The organism is Streptomyces sp. NPDC015220 (assembly GCF_043079345.1).
Classification (GTDB): Bacteria; Actinomycetota; Actinomycetes; order Streptomycetales; family Streptomycetaceae; genus Streptomyces.
The window spans coordinates 162,011-180,791 of record NZ_JBIBUK010000006.1; the positions used below are offsets into that span (position 1 = coordinate 162,011).

General features: G+C 71.3%; 11 protein-coding genes and 1 pseudogene. 3 read left to right on the forward strand and 9 right to left on the reverse strand.

Annotated elements, in window-relative coordinates; genetic code table 11:
- Positions 1-11 precede the first annotated feature (11 nt).
- The gene (locus tag ACF061_RS16025; protein WP_392267470.1) at positions 12-872 is read right to left on the reverse strand and encodes an SDR family oxidoreductase; all 861 of its coding nucleotides are present in this window, start codon (positions 870-872) and stop codon (positions 12-14) included.
- Between the two features lie 87 nt (positions 873-959).
- Between ACF061_RS16025 and ACF061_RS16030 the strand changes: the two genes are divergently transcribed.
- On the forward strand, positions 960-1,688 hold the full coding sequence (locus ACF061_RS16030) for a TetR/AcrR family transcriptional regulator (RefSeq protein WP_392267471.1): 729 nt from the start codon (positions 960-962) through the stop codon (positions 1,686-1,688).
- A 63-nt stretch (positions 1,689-1,751) separates the two neighbouring features.
- Here ACF061_RS16030 and ACF061_RS16035 read toward each other — a convergent pair.
- The 7 genes and pseudogenes from ACF061_RS16035 to ACF061_RS16065 all read right to left on the reverse strand — a co-directional run bounded on the left by ACF061_RS16035 (position 1,752) and on the right by ACF061_RS16065 (position 10,826).
- A pseudogene (locus ACF061_RS16035) lies at positions 1,752-2,709 on the reverse strand (GlxA family transcriptional regulator).
- Between the two features lie 401 nt (positions 2,710-3,110).
- Positions 3,111-4,307, reverse strand: a complete 1,197-nt coding sequence (locus tag ACF061_RS16040; protein ID WP_392267472.1) for an endonuclease/exonuclease/phosphatase family protein — start codon at positions 4,305-4,307, stop codon at positions 3,111-3,113.
- Positions 4,308-4,769: 462 nt separating this feature from the next.
- The gene (locus ACF061_RS16045) at positions 4,770-5,786 is read right to left on the reverse strand and encodes a LacI family DNA-binding transcriptional regulator (protein WP_392267473.1); all 1,017 of its coding nucleotides are present in this window, start codon (positions 5,784-5,786) and stop codon (positions 4,770-4,772) included.
- A gap of 116 nt (positions 5,787-5,902) precedes the next feature.
- Positions 5,903-6,922 (reverse strand): ABC transporter permease, encoded by a 1,020-nt coding sequence (locus ACF061_RS16050; RefSeq protein ID WP_392267474.1) that lies wholly within the window; start codon positions 6,920-6,922, stop codon positions 5,903-5,905.
- A complete protein-coding gene (locus ACF061_RS16055) occupies positions 6,919-7,887 on the reverse strand; it encodes an ABC transporter permease (protein WP_392267475.1) in 969 nt (322 codons plus the stop codon). Before ACF061_RS16055 ends, ACF061_RS16050 begins: the two co-directional genes overlap by 4 nt.
- Positions 7,884-9,626, reverse strand: a complete 1,743-nt coding sequence (locus tag ACF061_RS16060) for a sugar ABC transporter ATP-binding protein (protein WP_392267476.1) — start codon at positions 9,624-9,626, stop codon at positions 7,884-7,886. Before ACF061_RS16060 ends, ACF061_RS16055 begins: the two co-directional genes overlap by 4 nt.
- Positions 9,627-9,713: 87 nt before the next feature.
- Positions 9,714-10,826 carry an ABC transporter substrate-binding protein gene (locus tag ACF061_RS16065; RefSeq protein WP_392267477.1) on the reverse strand — a complete coding sequence of 371 codons (1,113 nt, stop codon included), beginning with the start codon at positions 10,824-10,826 and terminating at the stop codon, positions 9,714-9,716.
- A gap of 636 nt (positions 10,827-11,462) precedes the next feature.
- On the opposite strand from ACF061_RS16065, the gene ACF061_RS16070 reads away from it, so the two are divergent.
- A complete protein-coding gene (locus tag ACF061_RS16070; protein ID WP_392267478.1) occupies positions 11,463-13,931 on the forward strand; it encodes a beta-L-arabinofuranosidase domain-containing protein in 2,469 nt (822 codons plus the stop codon).
- 90 nt (positions 13,932-14,021) lie between these two features.
- Positions 14,022-16,661, forward strand: a complete 2,640-nt coding sequence (locus tag ACF061_RS16075) for a PA14 domain-containing protein (RefSeq protein ID WP_392267479.1) — start codon at positions 14,022-14,024, stop codon at positions 16,659-16,661.
- A gap of 302 nt (positions 16,662-16,963) precedes the next feature.
- Here ACF061_RS16075 and ACF061_RS16080 read toward each other — a convergent pair whose 3' ends face one another.
- Positions 16,964-18,460 carry a family 43 glycosylhydrolase gene (locus tag ACF061_RS16080; protein ID WP_392267480.1) on the reverse strand — a complete coding sequence of 499 codons (1,497 nt, stop codon included), beginning with the start codon at positions 18,458-18,460 and terminating at the stop codon, positions 16,964-16,966.
- Between the last annotated feature and the right edge of the window lie 321 nt (positions 18,461-18,781).

The following is an 18,781-nucleotide window of genomic DNA, read 5'->3' on the forward strand; positions in this document are numbered from 1 at the left end:
TCGCGCCGGGTCTAGTCGGCCCAGGCACGCTCGAGCAGGGTGCCGAAGGTGGCGGGCTCTCGCCCGATCAGCTCGGCGAGCGTCGAGTCGGCGGTGGTGAACTCGCCATTCCGCGCCGCTGCGAAGATGCTCAGCATCAGGTCGGCGATCGGGGCTGGGGCGCCGTGCGCCAGGGCCTGCTCGCGGAAGGCGTCGTCGGGGACGACGGTGCGCGTGAAGGGCCGTCCGATGGCCTGGGACGCGATCTCGGCGATGGTGGCGAAGTCGAGCGCCGCCGCGCCGGTGAGCGGCGGGGTGGGCCCCTCGAAGCGGCCCTCCTCGGCGAGAATTGCGGCGGTGGCATCGGCGAGGTCGTCGTGGCCGGTCCAGGCGACGGGGCCGTCGGCGGGGAGGGCGATGTCACCGGTGCGGCGGGCGGCCTCCAGGAACTGCAAGGCGCTGGCCGCGTAGAAGCCGTTGCGCAGCGCGGTCCAGGGCAGGCCGGTGGCGCGCAGCAGGTCCTCGGTTCGGGCGTGGTCGCGGCACGCCTGGAAGCGGGAGTCGTGGGCGGCGCCCATTTGGCTGGTGTAGAGGATACGGCCGACGCCGGCTCTCACGGCGGCGTCGATGGCGGTGCGATGGCCGGTGACGCACTCCTCGCCCGTGCGGTCGAGGGAGACGAGGAGCAGCTGCTCGGCACCTTCGAAGGCACGCACGAGCGAGGCGGGGTCGTGGAAGCTGCCCTGCCGGACACGGACGCCGCGGTCGGCGAGGTCCTGGGCCTTGCGGGGGTCGCGGACGCTGACGCCGACGCGGTCGGCGGGGATGCGCTCCAGGAGGCGTTCGACGGTGCGGCGGCCGAGCTTTCCGGTGGCTCCGGTCACGATGATCACGGGTTCTCCCAACGCTGTTTCCAGTGGAACCACTTTGACGTTAACACTGGAATATCGTTGGAATCAAATCCTCGGTATCATCGATCCATGGCTACGCGCGGCAACACCGGCAGTCCTCGTCACCGCATCGTCGAGGCAGCCGTCGAGCTACTGGAGAAGGGCGGCCCGGACGCGGTGAGCACCCGGGCGGTCGCCGCCGCGGCCGGGATGCAGCCGCCGGCGATCTACCGCCTCTTCGGTGACAAGGAGGGGCTCCTCGATGCCGTCGCGGAGCACGGCTACGCGCAGTTCCTGGAGAGCAAGCGCGCGCAGCTCGATCCCCAACCACGGGACGCGGTGGAGGACCTGCGGTGCGGCTGGGACATGGTGGTGGAGTTCGGGATCTCCCGCCCCGAGCTGTTCGCGGTGATGAGCAGGGCCACCGGCCGGGAGGCGGACATGGCACACCGCGCGGGCTTGGAGATCCTCCATGGCCGGGTGCGCCGACTGGCGGCCGGGGGGTGGCTGCGGGTCGACGAGGAGCTGGCTGCCCAGATCATCCAGGCCACCGGCCGAGGCGCGGTCACCACCTGGCACTCCACCCCGGCAGACCGCCGCAATCCGGCGCTGCTGACCACCCTCCGCGAGGCCATGGTCGCCGCCATCACCCGCGCCGAACCGACGGTCCCCGCCGGGGAGACCGGCCCCGCCGCGGCGGCCCGCGCGCTGCGCGCCGCTCTCCCCGAGGATGCCGATGTCCTGAGCGACGCCGAGCAGCACCTGCTGCGCGAGTGGCTCACCCGCCTCGCAGCGGACAGTGGCGCTCCGCGTGCCTGATCGCGCGTCAGGAGTCCTCGTGCGTGCGGCTCAGGCCGAGGCGGTGTCACCGCGCGCGTGCCCTCACGCTTCCCCCCGGAAGGTGTTGCGGTACGCGCAGGGTGACACACCCAGTACCTCCCGGAAGTGCTGACGCATCGCTGTGCTCGCGCCGAAGCCGGCTTCGGCCGCGATCCGGTCCACAGGCTCGTCCGTGCGTTCCAGCAGCCGACGGGCGTACTGCAGGCGCTGCTGACCGAGCCACTGCATCGGCGGCATCCCCGTCTCCTGCCGGAACTCGCGCGTCAACGTCCGCACGCTCGTCGCCGCCCGGCGCGCCAGGTCCTCCAGGGTGAGGCGCTCACCGAGGTGTTCCAGGGCCCAGGCGCGGGTGGCGGCGGTGGAAGTGTCGCCGGGTTCGGGCACGGGACGGTCGATGTACCGGGCCTGACCGCCTTCTCGGTGCGGGGGGGACCACCGTGCCTCGGGCGACGGTGTTGGCGACGTCGACACCGTGGTCACTGCGGATCATGTGCAGGCACAGATCGATTCCCGCAGCCACGCCCGCGGACGTGAGCACACCCTGGTCATCGGTGTACAGCACGTCGGGGTCCACATCGATCTCCGGGTAGAGGGCGGCCAACTCAGGACGGGACTTCCAATGCGTCGTCGCCCGCCGACCCGCGAGCAGGCTCGCTGCCGCCAGCACGAACGACCCGGTGCAGATGGAAGCCAGACGTGCTGTCGGGGGAGTCTCCGCGAGTGCCGCCCGTACAAGCGGGCTCAACCGGCCACGCCGCTGCGGGCCGTAGTCCTCGATCGCGGCGGGCACGATCACCGTGTCCGCGTCGCGCAGCGCCTGCGGCCCCAGCGGCACGTTGACGGTGAAATCGGCGTCCGTGCGGACCTCACCCGGTTCCACGGCACACGTCACGACCGAGTACAGCGGGGGCAACCGGCGGCGGGGGTACTTCGCCGAGGAAGGCGGTGCCCAGTGGACGGATGAGCCGACGGTGTTCCCCGATGCGGGCCTGCTGACCATCCCCGGCCGCACCCGGGCGCTCGCCGATCTTCGTCGACTTCGTTTCCTGGCGCCGCCACCACCGCTGACCAGCTGATGGGTGCGCGCTGAGGACCGCAGCGCGAGCCCGTCGATGAATGCCTGTTGGCGTGGTCCTCGAGGGCCACGCCAACAGGCTGCACGTCATGCGTCTGCGTCCGAGCGGGTGTTCGATGTCGGGCTTCGGCAGCGCCGCCACGGCGGACCCGGTCGAGTATCCCCGCACACTGTTCCGGTCGTTCCGGGTGGCCGGCACCCGCGGGCGCCGGGCCCGGTAGTTCGAGAGGGCCCGGCAGCCGTGGGTGCCCGACGAGCGGCCTGTGCACGTGGTGTGACACGGGCCACTGGTCAGGTCGCGCTTGGGACTGTCACGACATCAGGGTTCAGGAGGGAGAGGCGCTCACCGTCACCGCTCCCCGGTAGAAGGCGTGATCCGACACCTTCAGGTACTTGCCGTCGGCGTCCCGGGCGGCCTCCGTTTCGCGGTCCGTGAAGACCGTGCCCGCGGCGTCCTTGAGGTACATGGGGATGGCGTCGCCACTAAGTGTCGCCTCGTCGGTGGTCTCCGAGAAGAAGATGTAGTCGATCTTGCTGTTGCGCTTGTCCTTGGGCAGCGGCGACAGGTCGACAATGGTCGACTCACCGGTCCGGCAGCTCGTGTCGGTGCCCACGACACAGTCCGGATCCGACTGGGTCCAGTACGCGGGGTCGTCGTGGTCGGCCTCGTAGAACCTGCCGATGCCCCCGCCCGGCTCGGCGGTGTCACGATAGAAGCTGTCCAGGGCCGGGGTGCGGTTCGGGTACGGGAGCGTGTTGAAGTCCCCGCCCACCACGACGACCTTGCCGGCGGCGATGTCGCCGTCGAGGTCGGAGGCGAGGCGCGCCGCCTGCGCGACCCGGGCCCGCTCGTTGACCTGCTTGTCGTCGTCGTAGGCGCGCAGGTGCACGCTGCAGCCCTTCACCTTCCGAGGGACGTTGGCTAGGGCCACGTCGTAGCAGAGGGCCTTGAACGTCCGCGCCGGGTTGACCGGGCTGCCGTCGTTCTTGATCTGGTAGCGCTCGCCCCCGAGGGGGATCTCGTCCGGCTGGCCCACCAACGTCCCTCGGGCACCGAGGACCTGTCCGATCCAGCAGCGCTTGTCGTCATTGGTCGGGTCGGCGTCCATGTTCACCGAACAGTCGGACGCACCGCAGCCCGTGTAGTTCGTGAGCAGGGGCGTGTAGCCGAATTCGTAGGTCCCCTTGTACCTGTTCCTGAACCAGTCGTACTGCGGCCAGCACACCTCCTGCAGCATGACCAGGTGCGGCGCGAAGGAGTCGATCTGGTCGGCGATGAGCGGCAGCTTCCCCGTCCCTCCCTTGTTGCACAGGCCCCCGCACATGTTGAAGCTGACCGTCTTGAGGCCGATGTCGGTCCCGGCCCCGACGTCGGCCCGCTTCGTGTCGGTCGCCGTCCGCTTCGTGTCCGTGGCCGCCGCGCGGTCGGACCGAAGCAGATGCGCCCCGTTCTGGGCAAGGCCCGCCATCAGGACGACCGAGAGGGCGACCACGAAGGCCGCCAGTAATCCGCGTGTTCTCATCGCTTCCCCCCTGAGGAAATCGGCAAAGGCCATGATTGTAACGCGGCGTGAACAACTCTGTCCGCTTCGTGTTCGAGCGGCCGCAGCAGCGCCTCGCCCGCCACGCTGCCGGTGCGGCGGGCCAGTGGTTCAGCCTCGCTGTCGGGGCTGAACTGTTGCCTCGGGTCGATCAAGCGTTGACATCCTCCGGGCCTGAAGGCCGGGGATTCCCGCCTGCTCCCACACAGGTTGTGTGGGCCGCTTCGGGTGGGTTCCTGCTTCGTCACGCGGTGCGGGCACGGACGCCCGTCTGTTGAGTCGGCACGGAGCGCGGTGCCGGTGTTGCCACCGGTCCGTTTCTCCGTGCCGCTCGCCGAACCCGGCGTGCGTGTCTCCACGCACCGGGCTCTCCACGGTCTCTGCCGTTCAGGCGTGGTTGAGATGTGCCCAGGGGTGGGGGATCGGGGCCGGGCCCCTCCCCGCTCAGTGCCTCCCCTGGACGGTGGACTCCCTGACCACGAGCTCGAAGCCGGGGAGGATGCGTCGCGGCACGGGCGGGGTCCGGGCGGCGATGCGTTCCACGACGCAGTCCACGGCTATCTGCGCGATGGCCTGCTTGTCGGGGGCCACCGTGGTCAGCGCCACCGCCGCGTACCGGGCCTCCTCGATGTCGTCGAACCCGGCCACCGCGATGTCCTGGGGGACGCGCAGGCCGCGTTCGGCGAGCACCCGCATGGCGCCCAGGGCGACCATGTCGTTGAAGGCGAACACGGCGTCGGGCCGCCCGCCCCGGTCCAGCAGGGCGGCCATGCCCGCCGCGCCGTCCTGGCGGTCGAAGCCGTCGGTGGCGACGATCAGCGGCTCGGGGGGCTTCAGCCCGGCCGAGGTGTGCGCCTCCCGCCATCCGCGAAGACGCAGGTGCGCGGGTTCCCGCGCGCTCTCCCGGCGGGCTCCGAGGAAGGCGATGCGGCGGCGGCCGGTGTCGAGCAGGTGCTGGACCGCTGCGCGGGCCGCCGCCACGTTGTCGATGGCGATGTGGTCGAAGGGCGCGTCGTACTCGCGCTCCCCGAGGAGCACCAGGGGCGAGGTGTCGGTGCGCGAGAACAGGTCCTCGGTCTCCATCCGGATCGGGCTGAGGATGAGGCCGTCGATGATCTGGGCGCGGAAGCCCTGGCAGACGAGGACCTCCTTCTCGCGCAGTCCCGCCGTGTGGTCCAGCAGAACGGTGTAGTCGTGCCGCGCGGCCGCGTCGATGACGGCGCCGGCGACCTCGGAGAAGTAGGGGTTCCCCAGCTCGGGGACGGCCAGGGCGATGATGCCGGTGCGGCCGTTGCGCAGGTGGCGGGCGACGAGGTTGGGCCGGTACCCGAGTTCGTCGATGGCCCGCTGCACGCGCGCCCTGGTCCCGGGGGAGACATGGACATAGTTGTTCACGACGTTCGACACAGTCTTGACGGAGACCCCGGCGCGCTGTGCGACGTCCTTCAGGCTGACGCCCACTGAACTCCTTTGGTCGGGCGGGGCGTCCCGGGCCGGCGCGGATCGCGGTCCGGTCCGGTGCGCCGGGCGCGCCGAACGGTCGGCCGGCCCCGGGACGCCGTCCCGGGCCGAGGCGGTCAGTCCGTCCGCCGCGTGCGGCTGAGCAGGATCTGGGCCAGGACCACGACGGCCAGGAAGGCGCCGTTGACCGTGTCGGTGAAGGCGGAACCGTACTGGGAGAAGTAGTGGTCGATCAGGTTGTGGATGACGGCCAGCACCAGTACGCCGCTCGCCGTTCCGCCGATCGAGCCGCTGCCGCCGGTCAGGAGCGTGCCGCCGATCACCACGGAGGCGATGGCGGTGAGCTCGTAGCCGACGCCGATCGTGGTGACGCCGGAGCCCAGGCGGGCGCTGCCGAGCGCGCCCGCGGCCGCGGCGAGGGTGGCCGACAGCACGTAGACGAGGACCTTGGTGCGGGCCACGGGCAGGCCCATCAGCGAGGCCGCGTTCTCGTTGCCGCCCAGCGCGGTGACCGTGGCGCCGAACCGGGTGCGGGTGAGCAGCAGTGCGCCGAGGAGGAACAGCGCGGCGACGATCAGCACCGGCACCCAGGTGCCCTCGCCCAGCCGCCGGAACGCGGAGTCCGCGGGGACGAGATACGTGGTGGCCCCCTCGTCCGTCAGGGCCTGCAACAGCCCGCGTGCGCCCAGGAGTCCGGCCAGGGTGACGATGAACGGCGCCATCCGGGCCCGGGAGACGAGCAGCCCCTGCACCGTGCCCCACACCGCGCCGACGGCGAGCGGCAGGACGATCGCCGACCAAGTACCGCCGGTGTGCGCCCCGTAGGCGCCGAGGACGCCGCCGAGGGCGTACATGGATCCGACGGAGAGGTCGATGCCGCCGGTGAGGATGACGAAGGCCATCCCGAGCGCCAGCAGCCACACGAAGGCGTTGTTGCCGAGGATGCTGGAGATGTTGGACCAGGTCGGGAAGGTGGAGGAGGTCGCCGAGGCGATGGCGACCATCAGCACCAGCACGGCCAGGGCGCCCCGGCGCTGGATGTGGGAGGCCAGGCGTTCGCGCGGCGCGGCCGGCCGCGCCGCGTCGGGCGCGGAACCCGCGGGCGACGTGGCGGGTCGCAGGGCGGAGGGGGTCATCGAGTACCACGCTCCTGTGAGGCGTAGACCGCGAAGCAGATGATGGCGGCCTCCACGAGTTGGGTGTACGACGTGTGCACGTTGTGCTGGGTGAGGACGGCGGTGATCAGCTGCATGAACAGCGCGCCCGCCACCGTGCCCAGGACGCGTACCCGGCCGCCGGTCAGCGGGGTGCCGCCGACGACGACCGCGGTGATGGCGTTGAGCTCCATGTTGAGACCCTGGTTGGCGGGGTCCGCCTCGGCGCCGTGCCCGACGATCATCGCGCCCGCGAAGGCGGCGAGGACGCCGGAGAGAACGTAGACGGTGACGAGGACGCGGCGCACCGGCAGACCGGCCAGTTTGCTCGCCTGCCGGTTGTCACCGATGGCGACCAACTGCCGGCCGAACGTGGTCCGGCGCACCAGCAGCGCGGTCAGCACGGCGCACGCCCCGGCGATCCACGCCATGACGGGCACGCCCGCCAGACCGTCCGAACCGAGGCCGAGCAACCCGGAGTCGGTGACCGCCTTCGCCGAGTTGCCGTTGATCAGCTCGGCGGCACCGCGCAGGCCGATCATGAGGGAGAGGGTGGCGACGATCGGCTGGATGCGTGCGAAGGCCACCATCGTGCCGCCGACCGCTCCCGAGACGGCGCCGGCCACCAGGGCGATCAGCACCGCGAGCGGTGCGCCGTAGCCGAGGTAGAGCGGGACGACGGAGGCGGCCAGGGCGATGACGGCGCCCACCGACAGGTCGACGCCCTCCGTGCCGATGACCAGGGCCATGCCGAGCGCGACCATCAGGGTCGGCGCCACCTGGAAGAGCTGGATGCGGACGTTGCCCGCGGACAGGAACGAGGTGTCCAGGACAGCGGCCACCACGAACAGGGCGACCAGCGCGGCGTAGACGCCGTACGCCTGGAGGAGCCGGGTCAGCCGGGCGCGGTCCAGCAGGTCTGGGCCGGCCCAGGTGGTGGGAGTCATCGGAGCTCCTCCTTCGTCACGGCCGGGCCGGTCGCCGCCGGGCCGGTCGCCGCCGGGCCGGTCGCCGCCGGGCCCGCCACGGCCGGCCCGGCCGTCCGGCCCTGGCGCTGCCTGTGTTCGTCGTCGGTGCGTACGCCGCCCTCGCCGTCCTCGCCGCCCTCGGCCGCCGTCCCGGCGTCGCCGGGCCGCGCGGCGGAGGCGAGCGTGTCGAGCACGGACCGCTCGCTCACGTCCTCACCCTCGAGACGGCCGACGGCCCGGCCGTCCTTGAGGACGACGATCCGGTCCGAGCCCTCGATCAGCTCCTCCAGGTCCGAGGAGATCAGCAGCACCCCGAGCCCCTGTCCGGCGAGTTCGTCGATGAGTGCCTGCACCTCCGCCTTGGCGCCCACGTCGATGCCCCGGGTGGGTTCGTCCAGCAGCAGCACCTTGGGGTCGAGGCACAGCCAGCGGGCCAGGAGCACCTTCTGCTGGTTGCCGCCGGACAGGTCGCTGACCTTCTGGTCCGGGCCGGACGCCTTGATGCGCAGACGTTCCATGAAGAAGCGCACGACCTCGTCCTGCTTGGCCTGCGAGACCACGCCGGCCCGGGCCAGGCGGGGCAGGAGGGCCAGGGAGATGTTCTCCCGGACGGACAGGTTGGGCAGGATGCCCTCCGTCTTGCGGTCCTCGGCGAGCATCACGACCCCGGCCTTGATGGCAGCGGCCGGACTGCGCCGGGCGAGCGGGGTTCCGTCCACCACGACGGTGCCGCCGTCCGTGGCCAGCGCGCCGGTGATCGCCTTGGCGGTCTCGCTGCGCCCGGCCCCGAGCAGCCCGCCGAGTCCGACGACCTCGCCGCGGTGGATGTCGAGGCCGACGTCGTGCACCCGGTGCCGCACCGTCAGTCCGGTGGCGCGCAGCGCCGGCACACCTTCGAGCCGGTCGTGCTGGTCGGTGCCGAACGCGGTGGCGCCCTTGGTCCGGACGGTGGACATCTCCCGGCCGAGCATGAGCGAGATGAGCTCGAGCCGTTCCAGGCCGGCCATGTCGCCGGTGTGCACGACCGCGCCGTCCCGCATCACGGTGACCCGGTCGCAGATCGCGTACAGCTCGTCGAGGCGGTGGCTGACGTAGACGACGGCGATGCCCTGCCGCTTGAGGTCGCGGATCACCGAGAACAGGGTCTCCACCTCGCGCGGTTCGAGCGACGAGGTCGGCTCGTCCATCACCACCACGCGGGCGTCGATCTGCACGGCGCGGGCCAGGGCCACCATCTGCTGGGCGCCCAGGCCCAGCGAACCCAGTGGCCGGGTGACGTCCACGTCCACGCCGTAACGCCTCAGCGCCTCGGTGGCGAGGCGGTTCATGGCCCGTACGTCGACGAGTCCGAACCGGCGCGGCTCGCGGCCCAGGCTCAGGTTGCGGGCCACCGACATCAACGGGACGAGGTTGACCTCCTGGTAGATGGTCGAGATGCCGGCCGCCTGCGCCTCCAGGGGGTTGCGGAAAGCGCGCTCCTCGCCCGCGAAGCGGACGCTGCCCGCGTCGGGCCGGTACACGCCGGTCATCACCTTGATCAGGGTCGACTTCCCGGCGCCGTTCTCGCCGATGAGGGCGTGCACCTCACCGGGACGCAGGCGGAAGTCCACCCCGTGCAGGGCGTGGACGCCCGCGAAGCTCTTGTCCACCCCGGCGACTTCCACGATCAAGTCGCTGCGAGGTGCCGGGTCCTGCTGGACCAACGTCTTCCTCCTCATCGGGCTGCCGCCGGCAGCCGCCGGTCTGCCGGGCCGGCCCGGGCCACGGGCCATGGCCCGGCCCCGGCGCGCCCGTCGCGAATCGCCTCAGTACACGAGGCCCTGGTCGAGCGCCTGCTTGGCGTTGTCGGCGGTGAAGTGGCCGTCCTTGATGATCACCTTGGGCTGTACGCCCGTGTCGCCGTAGAAGTCCCGCAGCGCCTGGAAGGCCAGTGGGCCGAAGCGGGGGTTGGTCTCGATGTCCGACACCATCCGGCCGGCGGCGACGTTCTTCACGGCCTGCTCGATGCCGTCGATGGAGACGACCTTGACGTCCTTGCCGGGTGTCTTGCCGGCGGACCTGACGGCCTGGATCGCGCCGAGCGCCATCTCGTCGTTCTCCGCGTAGACCGCGTTGATGTCGGAGTGGGACTGCAGCAGCTGCTCCATGACCTTCTGGCCGTCGGTCTGGGAGAAGTTGCCGGTCTGGGAGGCCACGATCTTCATCTTCGGGTACTTGGCCTTGGCCTGGTCCTCGAAGCCCTTGGTCCGGTCCGTGGTGACGTTGTTGCCCGGGGTACCGGTCAGGATGGCCACGTGGGCCTCGCCACCGGTGGCGCCGGCGAGGTCGTCGGCGGCGATCTGCGCCTGGTGGTAGAAGTCCGACCCGATGAAGGCCATGAAGCCCGTGCAGGCGGTGCCGCCGACCGTGCGGTCGATGGTGAGCACGGGGATCTTGGCGGACTTGGCCTTGGCGAGGGCCGGCCCGAGACCGTCGGAGTTCTCGGGGGCGACGATCAGGACCTTGGCGCCCTGGGCGATCATGTCCTCGATCTGCGAGTTCTGTGCGTTGACGTCGGCGTTGGCGTTGCGCTGGATGAGCTTGACGCCCAGCTTCTTCGCCTGCTGCTCGATGCTCTTGGTCTCGGTCGCGCGGAAGGGGTTGCTGGTCGACTCCGACTGGGAGAAGCCGACGAGCGTCTTGCCGTCGGTGATGTCCAGCTGGGGGACACCGCCGCCGTAGGTCTTGTACGTGCAGCCGGGGCCCGCCGCGGACGGCGAGGCGACCTGCTGGGAGGCGGCCGCGTTGTCGTTCGCGGCCGTGGAGGAGCGGGAGTCGCCGCCGGAGTCGGACGAGCCCGACTTGGTGCATCCGGTGACGGCCAGGCACAGCCCGGCGGCCAGCACTGCGGCAGTGAGGGTCTTGGACTGGACGTTCACGCGCCGATCACATCCTCAACGGTGTGGACGAAGGGGCGGGGCGGAAAAGGCGGGGGGCCACCTGGGCCCTCGATCGAGGGTGCGGTGCCGACAGACGGGCTTTTCAACGTTGTAGACATTGGAGGAACGTCAAACCGGCTGTCAACCCGCGGTTCATAACTCTTCACGGGACGCGCTTCCCGGGCCGCGCGGTGACCGCACGAGCGGCGCGGCGGGTGGGCGACAGTACCCGTCACCGGACCGCCGGAACCTTCAATTGCCCTCTGAACAGCGGCTTCTGCGCGATGCGCGGCATTCCGGGGAGGAGCGCGGGAAGAATCGTGCACGGGGGTGGACACCCCGATCAGGGCTGTGCTGTCATGTGGCTGCTTTCGTTTACAACGTTGTTAGATCCGTCGTCGCCGAGAGCCGCCGTGCAGGCGGACCGAGCCCGTCCGCGCTCCGGCGCGGCCACCGTCAAAACCGCCCAATCCCGGCGCCGGGCGGCTCTCATGACGGGCCGTCAGGGCGGCGTCCCCGACGCCACCGGTCCGCGCCGTCCCGCCTCCCCGTGACACTCCACGCGACACCCGAAGAAGCACCCCACCGCGAACTGACACCTCCACCGGACACGGTCCTCGAACAGGAAGGGCAGCCATGGAACGCCGCACGTTCCTGACCGGCTCCATGTCGGTCGCCGGCACCGTCGTCCTGGCCGGCGCCACCACACCCGCGCACGCCGCCTCCCCGCCGGACCCGGTCCTCCCGCCCGCAGCCGCCCGCCGCCCCCACTACACCGCCAACCGCGCTCCGCTGCGGCCCGAGCCCTTCCTCCGGCTGCCGCCCGGCAGCATCACTCCGAAGGGCTGGCTGCGCGCCCAACTGGACCTGCAACTGGACGGGCTCAACGGACGCATGCCCGAGGTGTCCGACTACCTCGACGAGAAGACCAGCGGGTGGGCCGTGGCGGCCAACGACGGCTGGGAGGAACTGCCCTACTGGCTGCGGGGGTTCGGCGACCTGGGTTATGTCACCCAGGACAGCCGAGTCCTCGGGCTGACCCGCGCCTGGATCGACCGGATCCTCGCCACCCGGCAGTCCGACGGCTTCTTCGGCCCCGCCCGGCTGCGCACCTCGCTCGACGGCGGACCGGACTTCTGGCCGCACATGCCGGTCCTGGACGCGCTGCGCACCTGGCACGAGTACAGCGGCGACGACCGCGTCGTACCCACCCTGACCGGCTGGCTGAAGTACCTCCACGGCCGGCCCGGGACGCTGTTCGGGCGCGGCTGGGGCGCGGCCCGGGTCGGGGACACCATCGACACCGCCTACTGGCTCTACAACCGCACCGGCGAGGACTGGCTGCTCGACCTCGTCCACACCATGCACACCCACAGTGCCGACTACACCCACACCATCCCGACCTGGCACAACGTCAACCTCGCCCAGGGATTTCGCGAACCCGCCCAGTACGGCGTCCTCGCCGGCGACGACACCTTCCTCGGCGCCACCCACCGCGTCTACGACACCGTCATGGGCGCCTACGGGCAGTTCCCCGGCGGCGGCTTCGCCGCGGACGAGAACGCCCGTCCCGGCTACCACGACCCCCGCCAGGGCTTCGAGACGTGCGGCATCGTCGAGTTCATGCACAGCCACCAGCTGCTCACCCGCATCACGGGCGACACCGTGTGGGCCGACCGCTGCGAGGACCTCGCCCTCAACCTGCTGCCCGCCGCCTTCGACCCGCTGCAGAAGGGCACCCACTACGTCACGGCCGCCAACGGCGTCCAGCTGGACAACGTTGCCAAGAGCCACGGCCAGTTCAACAACTCCTTCGCCATGCATGCCTACATGCCGGGCGTCCACCAGTACCGCTGCTGCCCCCACAACTACGGCATGGGATGGCCCTACTACGCCGAGGAGATGTGGCTGGCCACCCTCGACGGCGGCCTGTGCGCGTCCCTGTACGGCGAGTCCACCGTCCGCGCGAAGGTCGGGGACGGCACCACCGTCACCGTCACCGAGCGCACGGAGTACCCCTTCGACGACACCGTCACCCTCACCGTCTCCACACCGCGCGCCGTCGTCTTCCCGCTGTACCTGCGCGTCCCGGGCTGGTGCCAGGAGCCGTCCGTCCGCCTCGGCGGCCGTCCCGCGGCCGTCCGGCGCAACGGCGGACACCTCGTCCTCGACCGCCGCTGGCACGACGGCGACCAGATCGTGCTGCGGCTGCCGATGCGCACCTCGGTGCGCACCTGGGACACCGAGGAGGACTCCGTCTCCGTCCACCACGGCCCGCTCGCCTACTCCCTGCGCATCGAGGAGGAATGGCGGCGGTCCGGCGGCAGCGACACCTGGCCGGAGTACGAGGTGCGCCCCGGCTCGCCCTGGAACTACGCGCTGGAACTGGACGCGCGCGACCCCGCCCGGGCCCTGGCCGTCGAACGCACCCGCGCCCGCGCCGCCAACCCCTTCACCCAGGACGGCACCCCGCTCCGCATCCGGGCCCGAGGCCGGCGGCTGCCCGGCTGGACGACCGACGACCAGAACGTCGTCGCCCCGCTCCAGCCGAGCCCCGCGCGCACCACGCAGCCGGTCGAACAGCTCACCCTGATCCCGGCCGCCGCCGCACGGCTGCGCATCACCTCCTTCCCGAGAGCCGCCGCCTCCTCCAGGGCCCTGGAATGGGCGGCGGTCACCGCCTCCTTCAGCGGCGTCGACAGCCCCCAGGCACTGCTGATGAACGCCGCCGTCGAGCCGTCCGGCTCCTACGACCGGACGGTTGCGCGCTTCACCTGGTGGGACCGCACCGGCACCGAGGAATGGGTCCGGTACGACTACGCCGAGCCCGTCCGCGTCGGCGCGGTGTCGGTGTACTGGTACGACGACACCGGTCACGGCACCTGCCGGGTCCCCGCGTCCTGGCGGCTGGAGTACCTCTCGGCGGACGGCGCCTGGCAGCCGGCCGGCGAGGACGCCGACCACGGCACCGCCGCCGACCGCTTCAACCACCTCTCCCTCCCCGCCGTCACCACCACCGCCCTGCGCCTGACCGCGCAGCTGAAGACCGGGTTCTCCGGCGGCCTGCTGGCCTGGCGCACCGAGCCGGACGGCCCGCGCGCCTGACAGCGGCCGGACGAACCCCCGCGCCTGCCGCCGGCCCCGGCCGGGCCCCCAGCAGGCTCACTCACCGCTCCCACGAAAGGTGAACCCCCTTTGAGTCCCGGAAGAAACCGCACCCCGCGTCCCCGCGCGCTGGCCGCACTCGCCCCGCTGCTCCTCGGCGCGGCGCTGCTCACCCCGGCCACCCTCGCGCACGCGGCGCCGGCCGCCGAGGCCGCCCGGAGCAGCACCGCGCAGGGACTGCGCAGTGACTGCTACCTCAGCTCCGACAGCACCTCACTGGACTTCGCCACCTACACCAGCAGCGGCGTCCAGCCCTCCCTGAACGTCAAGGACCTCATCCCGACCCTGCGCAGCTGCGCCGGCTCCACCCTGAACGTCGCCGTGCACTGGACGGGCATGCTGGACGTGCCGGCGGGCGGTTCGTACACGTTCTACATCAAGGGCGACAACGGCTTCCGCATGTCGCTCGACGGCGTGAGCGTCATCGACCACTGGACGACCGACTGGGACGTGCAGACCCAGTCCCAGCCCGTCACCCTGACCGCCGGAGCGCACCGGCTCTCCTTCGACTACAACCAGGGCAACGGCGGCGCCTACATCCAGACCGAGTGGTCGGGCCCCGGCATCGACCGGCAGCCCGTCCCCGACTCCGCCCTGCACCTGCCGGACGGCTACTCGCCCCTCGACCTGCACAGCACGGTGGACACCACCGGCCGCAAGGCCGTCGTGCAACTGCCCGCACCGGTGGACGCCCTGCCCGCGGACCTCACGAATCACCTGTCGGTGATCGCCGGCGGGCAGCGCTGGTCCCCGACGGTGACCACCGACCCCTCAAACCGCTCCGAGCTGGTCCTCACCGCCGCCGCCTCGGACACCCCGGCGGCCATGAAGTCCGAGGTCCGCATCAGCTATGACGGCCAGGGCGGACTGACCACCCCCGCCGGCCCGCTGGGCGTGTTCTCCAGCGTGGCGCGGAACGACTCCACCTGGTACTTCGCCACCAAGTGGGCCAAGGACGTCTCCCCTTCGAACGCGCTGCCCGACTACCCGCGTCCGCAGCAGACCCGCAAGCAGTGGACCAACCTGAACGGCACCTGGCAGTTCCAGGCCACAGCGCAGGACGCCCCGCTGCCCGAGGGGAAGCTCAGCGGGAAGATCCTGGTGCCGTATCCGATGGAGGCGCCCCTGTCCGGCGTCGCCGAGCACCACGACTGGTCGTTGTACCAGCGCACCTTCAAGGTACCGGCCGGCTGGCGGGTCGGCTCGGGCAACCGGCTGCACCTGAACTTCGGCGCGGTGGACTACGAGGCCTGGGTCTACGTCAACGGCCAGCAGGTCGCCCACCACACCGGCGGCTACCAGGCGTTCACGGCGGACATCACCGACGCCGTCACCCGTCACGGCGACCAGACGGTGCTGCTGAAGGTCAAGGACACCACCGACTCCTCGCAGCAGGCCACCGGCAAGCAGTCCCGCGACCCGAGCGGCATCTGGTACACCCCCACCTCCGGCATCTGGCAGACCGTGTGGATGGAGCCGGTGCCAGAGGAGAGCGTCGACTCGCTCGTGCTCACCCCGAACCTGAAGGACGACACCCTGTCCGTCACGGTCCGCCCGAGCGCCGGGACCAAGCGCACGGCCCGGGTGACCGCCACCGCGTACGACGGCCACGAGCGCGTCGGTTCGGTCACCGGAACCGCCGGCACCGCGCTGCGGCTGCACGTCCCGAACCCGAAGCTGTGGAGCCCGGACAACCCCTTCCTCTACGACCTGAAGGTCACCCTCGACGACGGCCGCTCGCACGACAGCGTCGGCTCCTACTTCGGTATGCGGTCCGTCTCCGTCGCCGAGGTCGGCGGCGTCAACAAGATCGAACTCAACGGAGAGCCCACCTTCCTCCTGGCCACCCTCGACCAGGGCTTCTGGCCCGACGGCATCTACACGGCCCCGACGGACGCCGCGCTGAAGTCCGACCTTCAGCTGCACAAGCAGTTGGGCTTCAACGCCGTGCGCAAGCACATCAAGGTGGAACCGGCCCGCTGGTACTACTGGGCCGACCGGCTCGGCCTGATGGTCTGGCAGGACATGCCCAGCCGCAACACCGACTCCGCGAGCGCCGCGAGCAACGAGGAGTTCGCCAAGGAGGTCCACGAGATCGTGGACCAGCACATCAGCAGCCCCTCCGTCGTCATGTGGACCATGATGAACGAGGGCTGGGGCGAGCAGAGCAAGCAGTCCACCGGTGAACTCGCCGACTCCGTCAAGCAGCAGGATCCCTCGCGCCTGGTCGACGCCCACTCGGGAGTCAACTGCTGTGCCTCCAAGGGCGACTCCGGACGCGGCGACGTCATCGACCACCACCTCTACCACGGCCCGGCCAACCCGGCGCCGGACGCCACCCGGGCGGCCGTCGACGGCGAGCACGGCGGCTACTCGCTGACCATTCCCGGCCACATCGCCGGCGTCGCGGGCGGCCAGGACTACGGTGACGGCCCCGCCGACATCGCCGAGCTGACCAGGACGTACGTGGAGAACACCAGCCAGATGCTCCCGAACGCCGCCGCCGGGCTCTCCGGCTCGGTCTACACCCAGATCAGCGACGTGGAGGGCGAACTGAACGGTCTGATCACCTACGACCGGGCGGTCCTGAAGGTCTACCCCGACCAGGTCAGGGACATCAACCGCAGGCTCATCGCGGCCGGCGCCGCGGCGGGTGGGGGCGCTCACTAGCGGGGCGGCCCGCGGGCTCGTGGCCCGCGTCGCGGTTGCCCGCACGACAGACGGCCCTTCCGGGCCCGGTGACCACCGGGCCCGGAAGGGCCGTTCGCGCTGAGTCCGGCCGAACGGACGGCAACTTGGCGAACATCGCTGCCTGGATTCGCCGAACGGCGCGACCGCCGACGGCACCCGGCTGCGCGTCTGGACTTGCGACGGCGCCGCGGCGCAGAGGTTCACGCGGAGCTGACCGGCGTCAGAAGACAGAGAGGGGTGCGGTACCGGTCTCCGGTACCGCACCCCCTTTCCCGCTGGGCTCAGTCGACGTACACCTCGGCCCGGTCGACGCTGACGAAGGACGCCCCGGACTGCGCGTCGTGCTCGCCCGTCACTCGCACCCGCAGCGTGTGCCGGCCGTAGGCCAGGCGCGGGCTGAGGTACTGGAGCGTCTCGCCGGTGCGGATCGCGCCGTAGTAGTCGAGACGCTGCTCGGCACCGCCGTCGATGCTGAGCGCCGCGTAGCCGTTGCCGGTGTCGCGGACGGAGAGCAGGGCGATGCGGGTCCCGGTGAAGGTGAACGTGGCGGTGTTCCCGGCGCGGTCGCTCCAGTGGTCGTCGCCCCAGAAGCACTGCGCGGCACACCCGGTACCGGAGTTCCATGCGCCGGTGTAGGCGACGGTGCCGGCGCCGTTGGAACGGCCGTCGTCGTTGATCCAGTAGCCGCCCGGCCCTGGGTCGCCGGACGGGAGGTCCTGGGTGGCGCCCGTCGCGAGCGGAACGCCGAGGTTCGGACTGCCGTCGGCGTTCCAGCCGATGCGCTGCGCGCGGGTGGTGCGGTCGCTGTAGGTGTAGGCCGAGGTCGTCTTGGCGTGGTAGACGATCCAGTCCTGGGTGCCGTCGGGCGACCGGAAGAAGGCGTGGTGGCCGGGCCCGAAGACGCCGTGGTCGTCGGCGCGGGAGAACACCGGTCCCTGGTGCTGTGTCCAGTTGCCCGGCACCAGCGGGTCGGCGGTCGACGGCAGCGACATCATCCACACCTGGTAGTCCGGCTTCCCGGTGTCGCAGGTGGAGTACGTCATCCAGGTGCGGCCGTTGCGGTACAGGAACTCCGGCCCCTCCCGGACCTCGGGGCAGCCACCGGCCGCGTTGATCGCCACGGCGTCGCCCGAGACGGTGTACGGGTTCGACAGGGGGGCGATGTTGAGGCCGTTGTGCTGGTAGGCGTTGATGCCGCTGTAGGCCAGGTAGAGGCGGCCGTTGTGCTGGAGGATGCCCGGGTCGATGGCGAAGTCGGCGGCGTGGTTGGGCGGCGCAAGTTTCGCCTTGAAGTGGTACGGGCCGGCCGGGTCGTCGCGGTCGGACTCCGCTACGTAGACGCGGTGGTGGTCGTCGGTGCCGTCGTCGGCGGTGTAGTACAGGTACCAGCGGTCGCCGAAGCGGTAGAACTCCGGCGCCCAGACGTCCCGGTCGCGGGAGGGGTCGGCGTCGGTCCACACGGTGACGGGGTCGGCGGTGAGCAGGGTGCTCAGGGACGGTGAGCGCCACATGCGGATGCTGCCGCCCTGGGTGGTGGTCAGGTAGTAGTTGCCGTTCCAGTACGTCATGAACGGGTCGGGGCCGGTGTTGAGCGGATTGCGGAACGTGCCCGCGGCAGCGGCCGACCGGGCTGTCCCCGCGGTGATCGTGGAGGTGGCGGCGGCGGTCGCCGGCCGCACGGCACACGTGGCGGCGAGGACCAGCCCGAGCGCGACCAGAACGCCCAGCAGGCGTCGTGGGCGTGCTCGGTGAGGAGCGGAGCGGAGTTGCGTGCGCATGGGGACTCCTTCTGCGGGGAGCGCTTTCGCACGGGTGGGAGTTGGTGGGTGGCGGGTCGGGGGTGGCCGCGTCCGGCCGGGGCGGCGCGGCGAGTCACCGTTTTGCAACGATGTAACGCCGATGGTGCGCCACCGTAGGGGCGGGCTGACACAGGGTCAAGGGGGCGTCGAACGAGCGGTGTTCGGGCCGTGCGGGAAACGCGGCGTGCGGAGCGCGAGGGCGGCCGTGCCGATGTCGGAGAGCGCCGGGGGCGAGGGGCGGTGGCGGGCATACCGCCGGAAACGGCTTGCCAGGGCGGAGCGGCGACCCGTATAACGTTG

Coding starts and splice junctions, on each gene's coding strand:
- ACF061_RS16055 (WP_392267475.1), bottom strand. CDS start 7,887: ATGACTCCCACCACCTGGGCCGGCCCAGACCTGCTGGACCGCGCCCGG.
- ACF061_RS16080 (WP_392267480.1), bottom strand. CDS start 18,460: ATGCGCACGCAACTCCGCTCCGCTCCTCACCGAGCACGCCCACGACGC.
- ACF061_RS16040 (WP_392267472.1), bottom strand. CDS start 4,307: ATGAGAACACGCGGATTACTGGCGGCCTTCGTGGTCGCCCTCTCGGTC.
- ACF061_RS16070 (WP_392267478.1), top strand. CDS start 11,463: ATGGAACGCCGCACGTTCCTGACCGGCTCCATGTCGGTCGCCGGCACC.
- ACF061_RS16050 (WP_392267474.1), bottom strand. CDS start 6,922: ATGACCCCCTCCGCCCTGCGACCCGCCACGTCGCCCGCGGGTTCCGCG.
- ACF061_RS16060 (WP_392267476.1), bottom strand. CDS start 9,626: ATGAGGAGGAAGACGTTGGTCCAGCAGGACCCGGCACCTCGCAGCGAC.
- ACF061_RS16030 (WP_392267471.1), top strand. CDS start 960: ATGGCTACGCGCGGCAACACCGGCAGTCCTCGTCACCGCATCGTCGAG.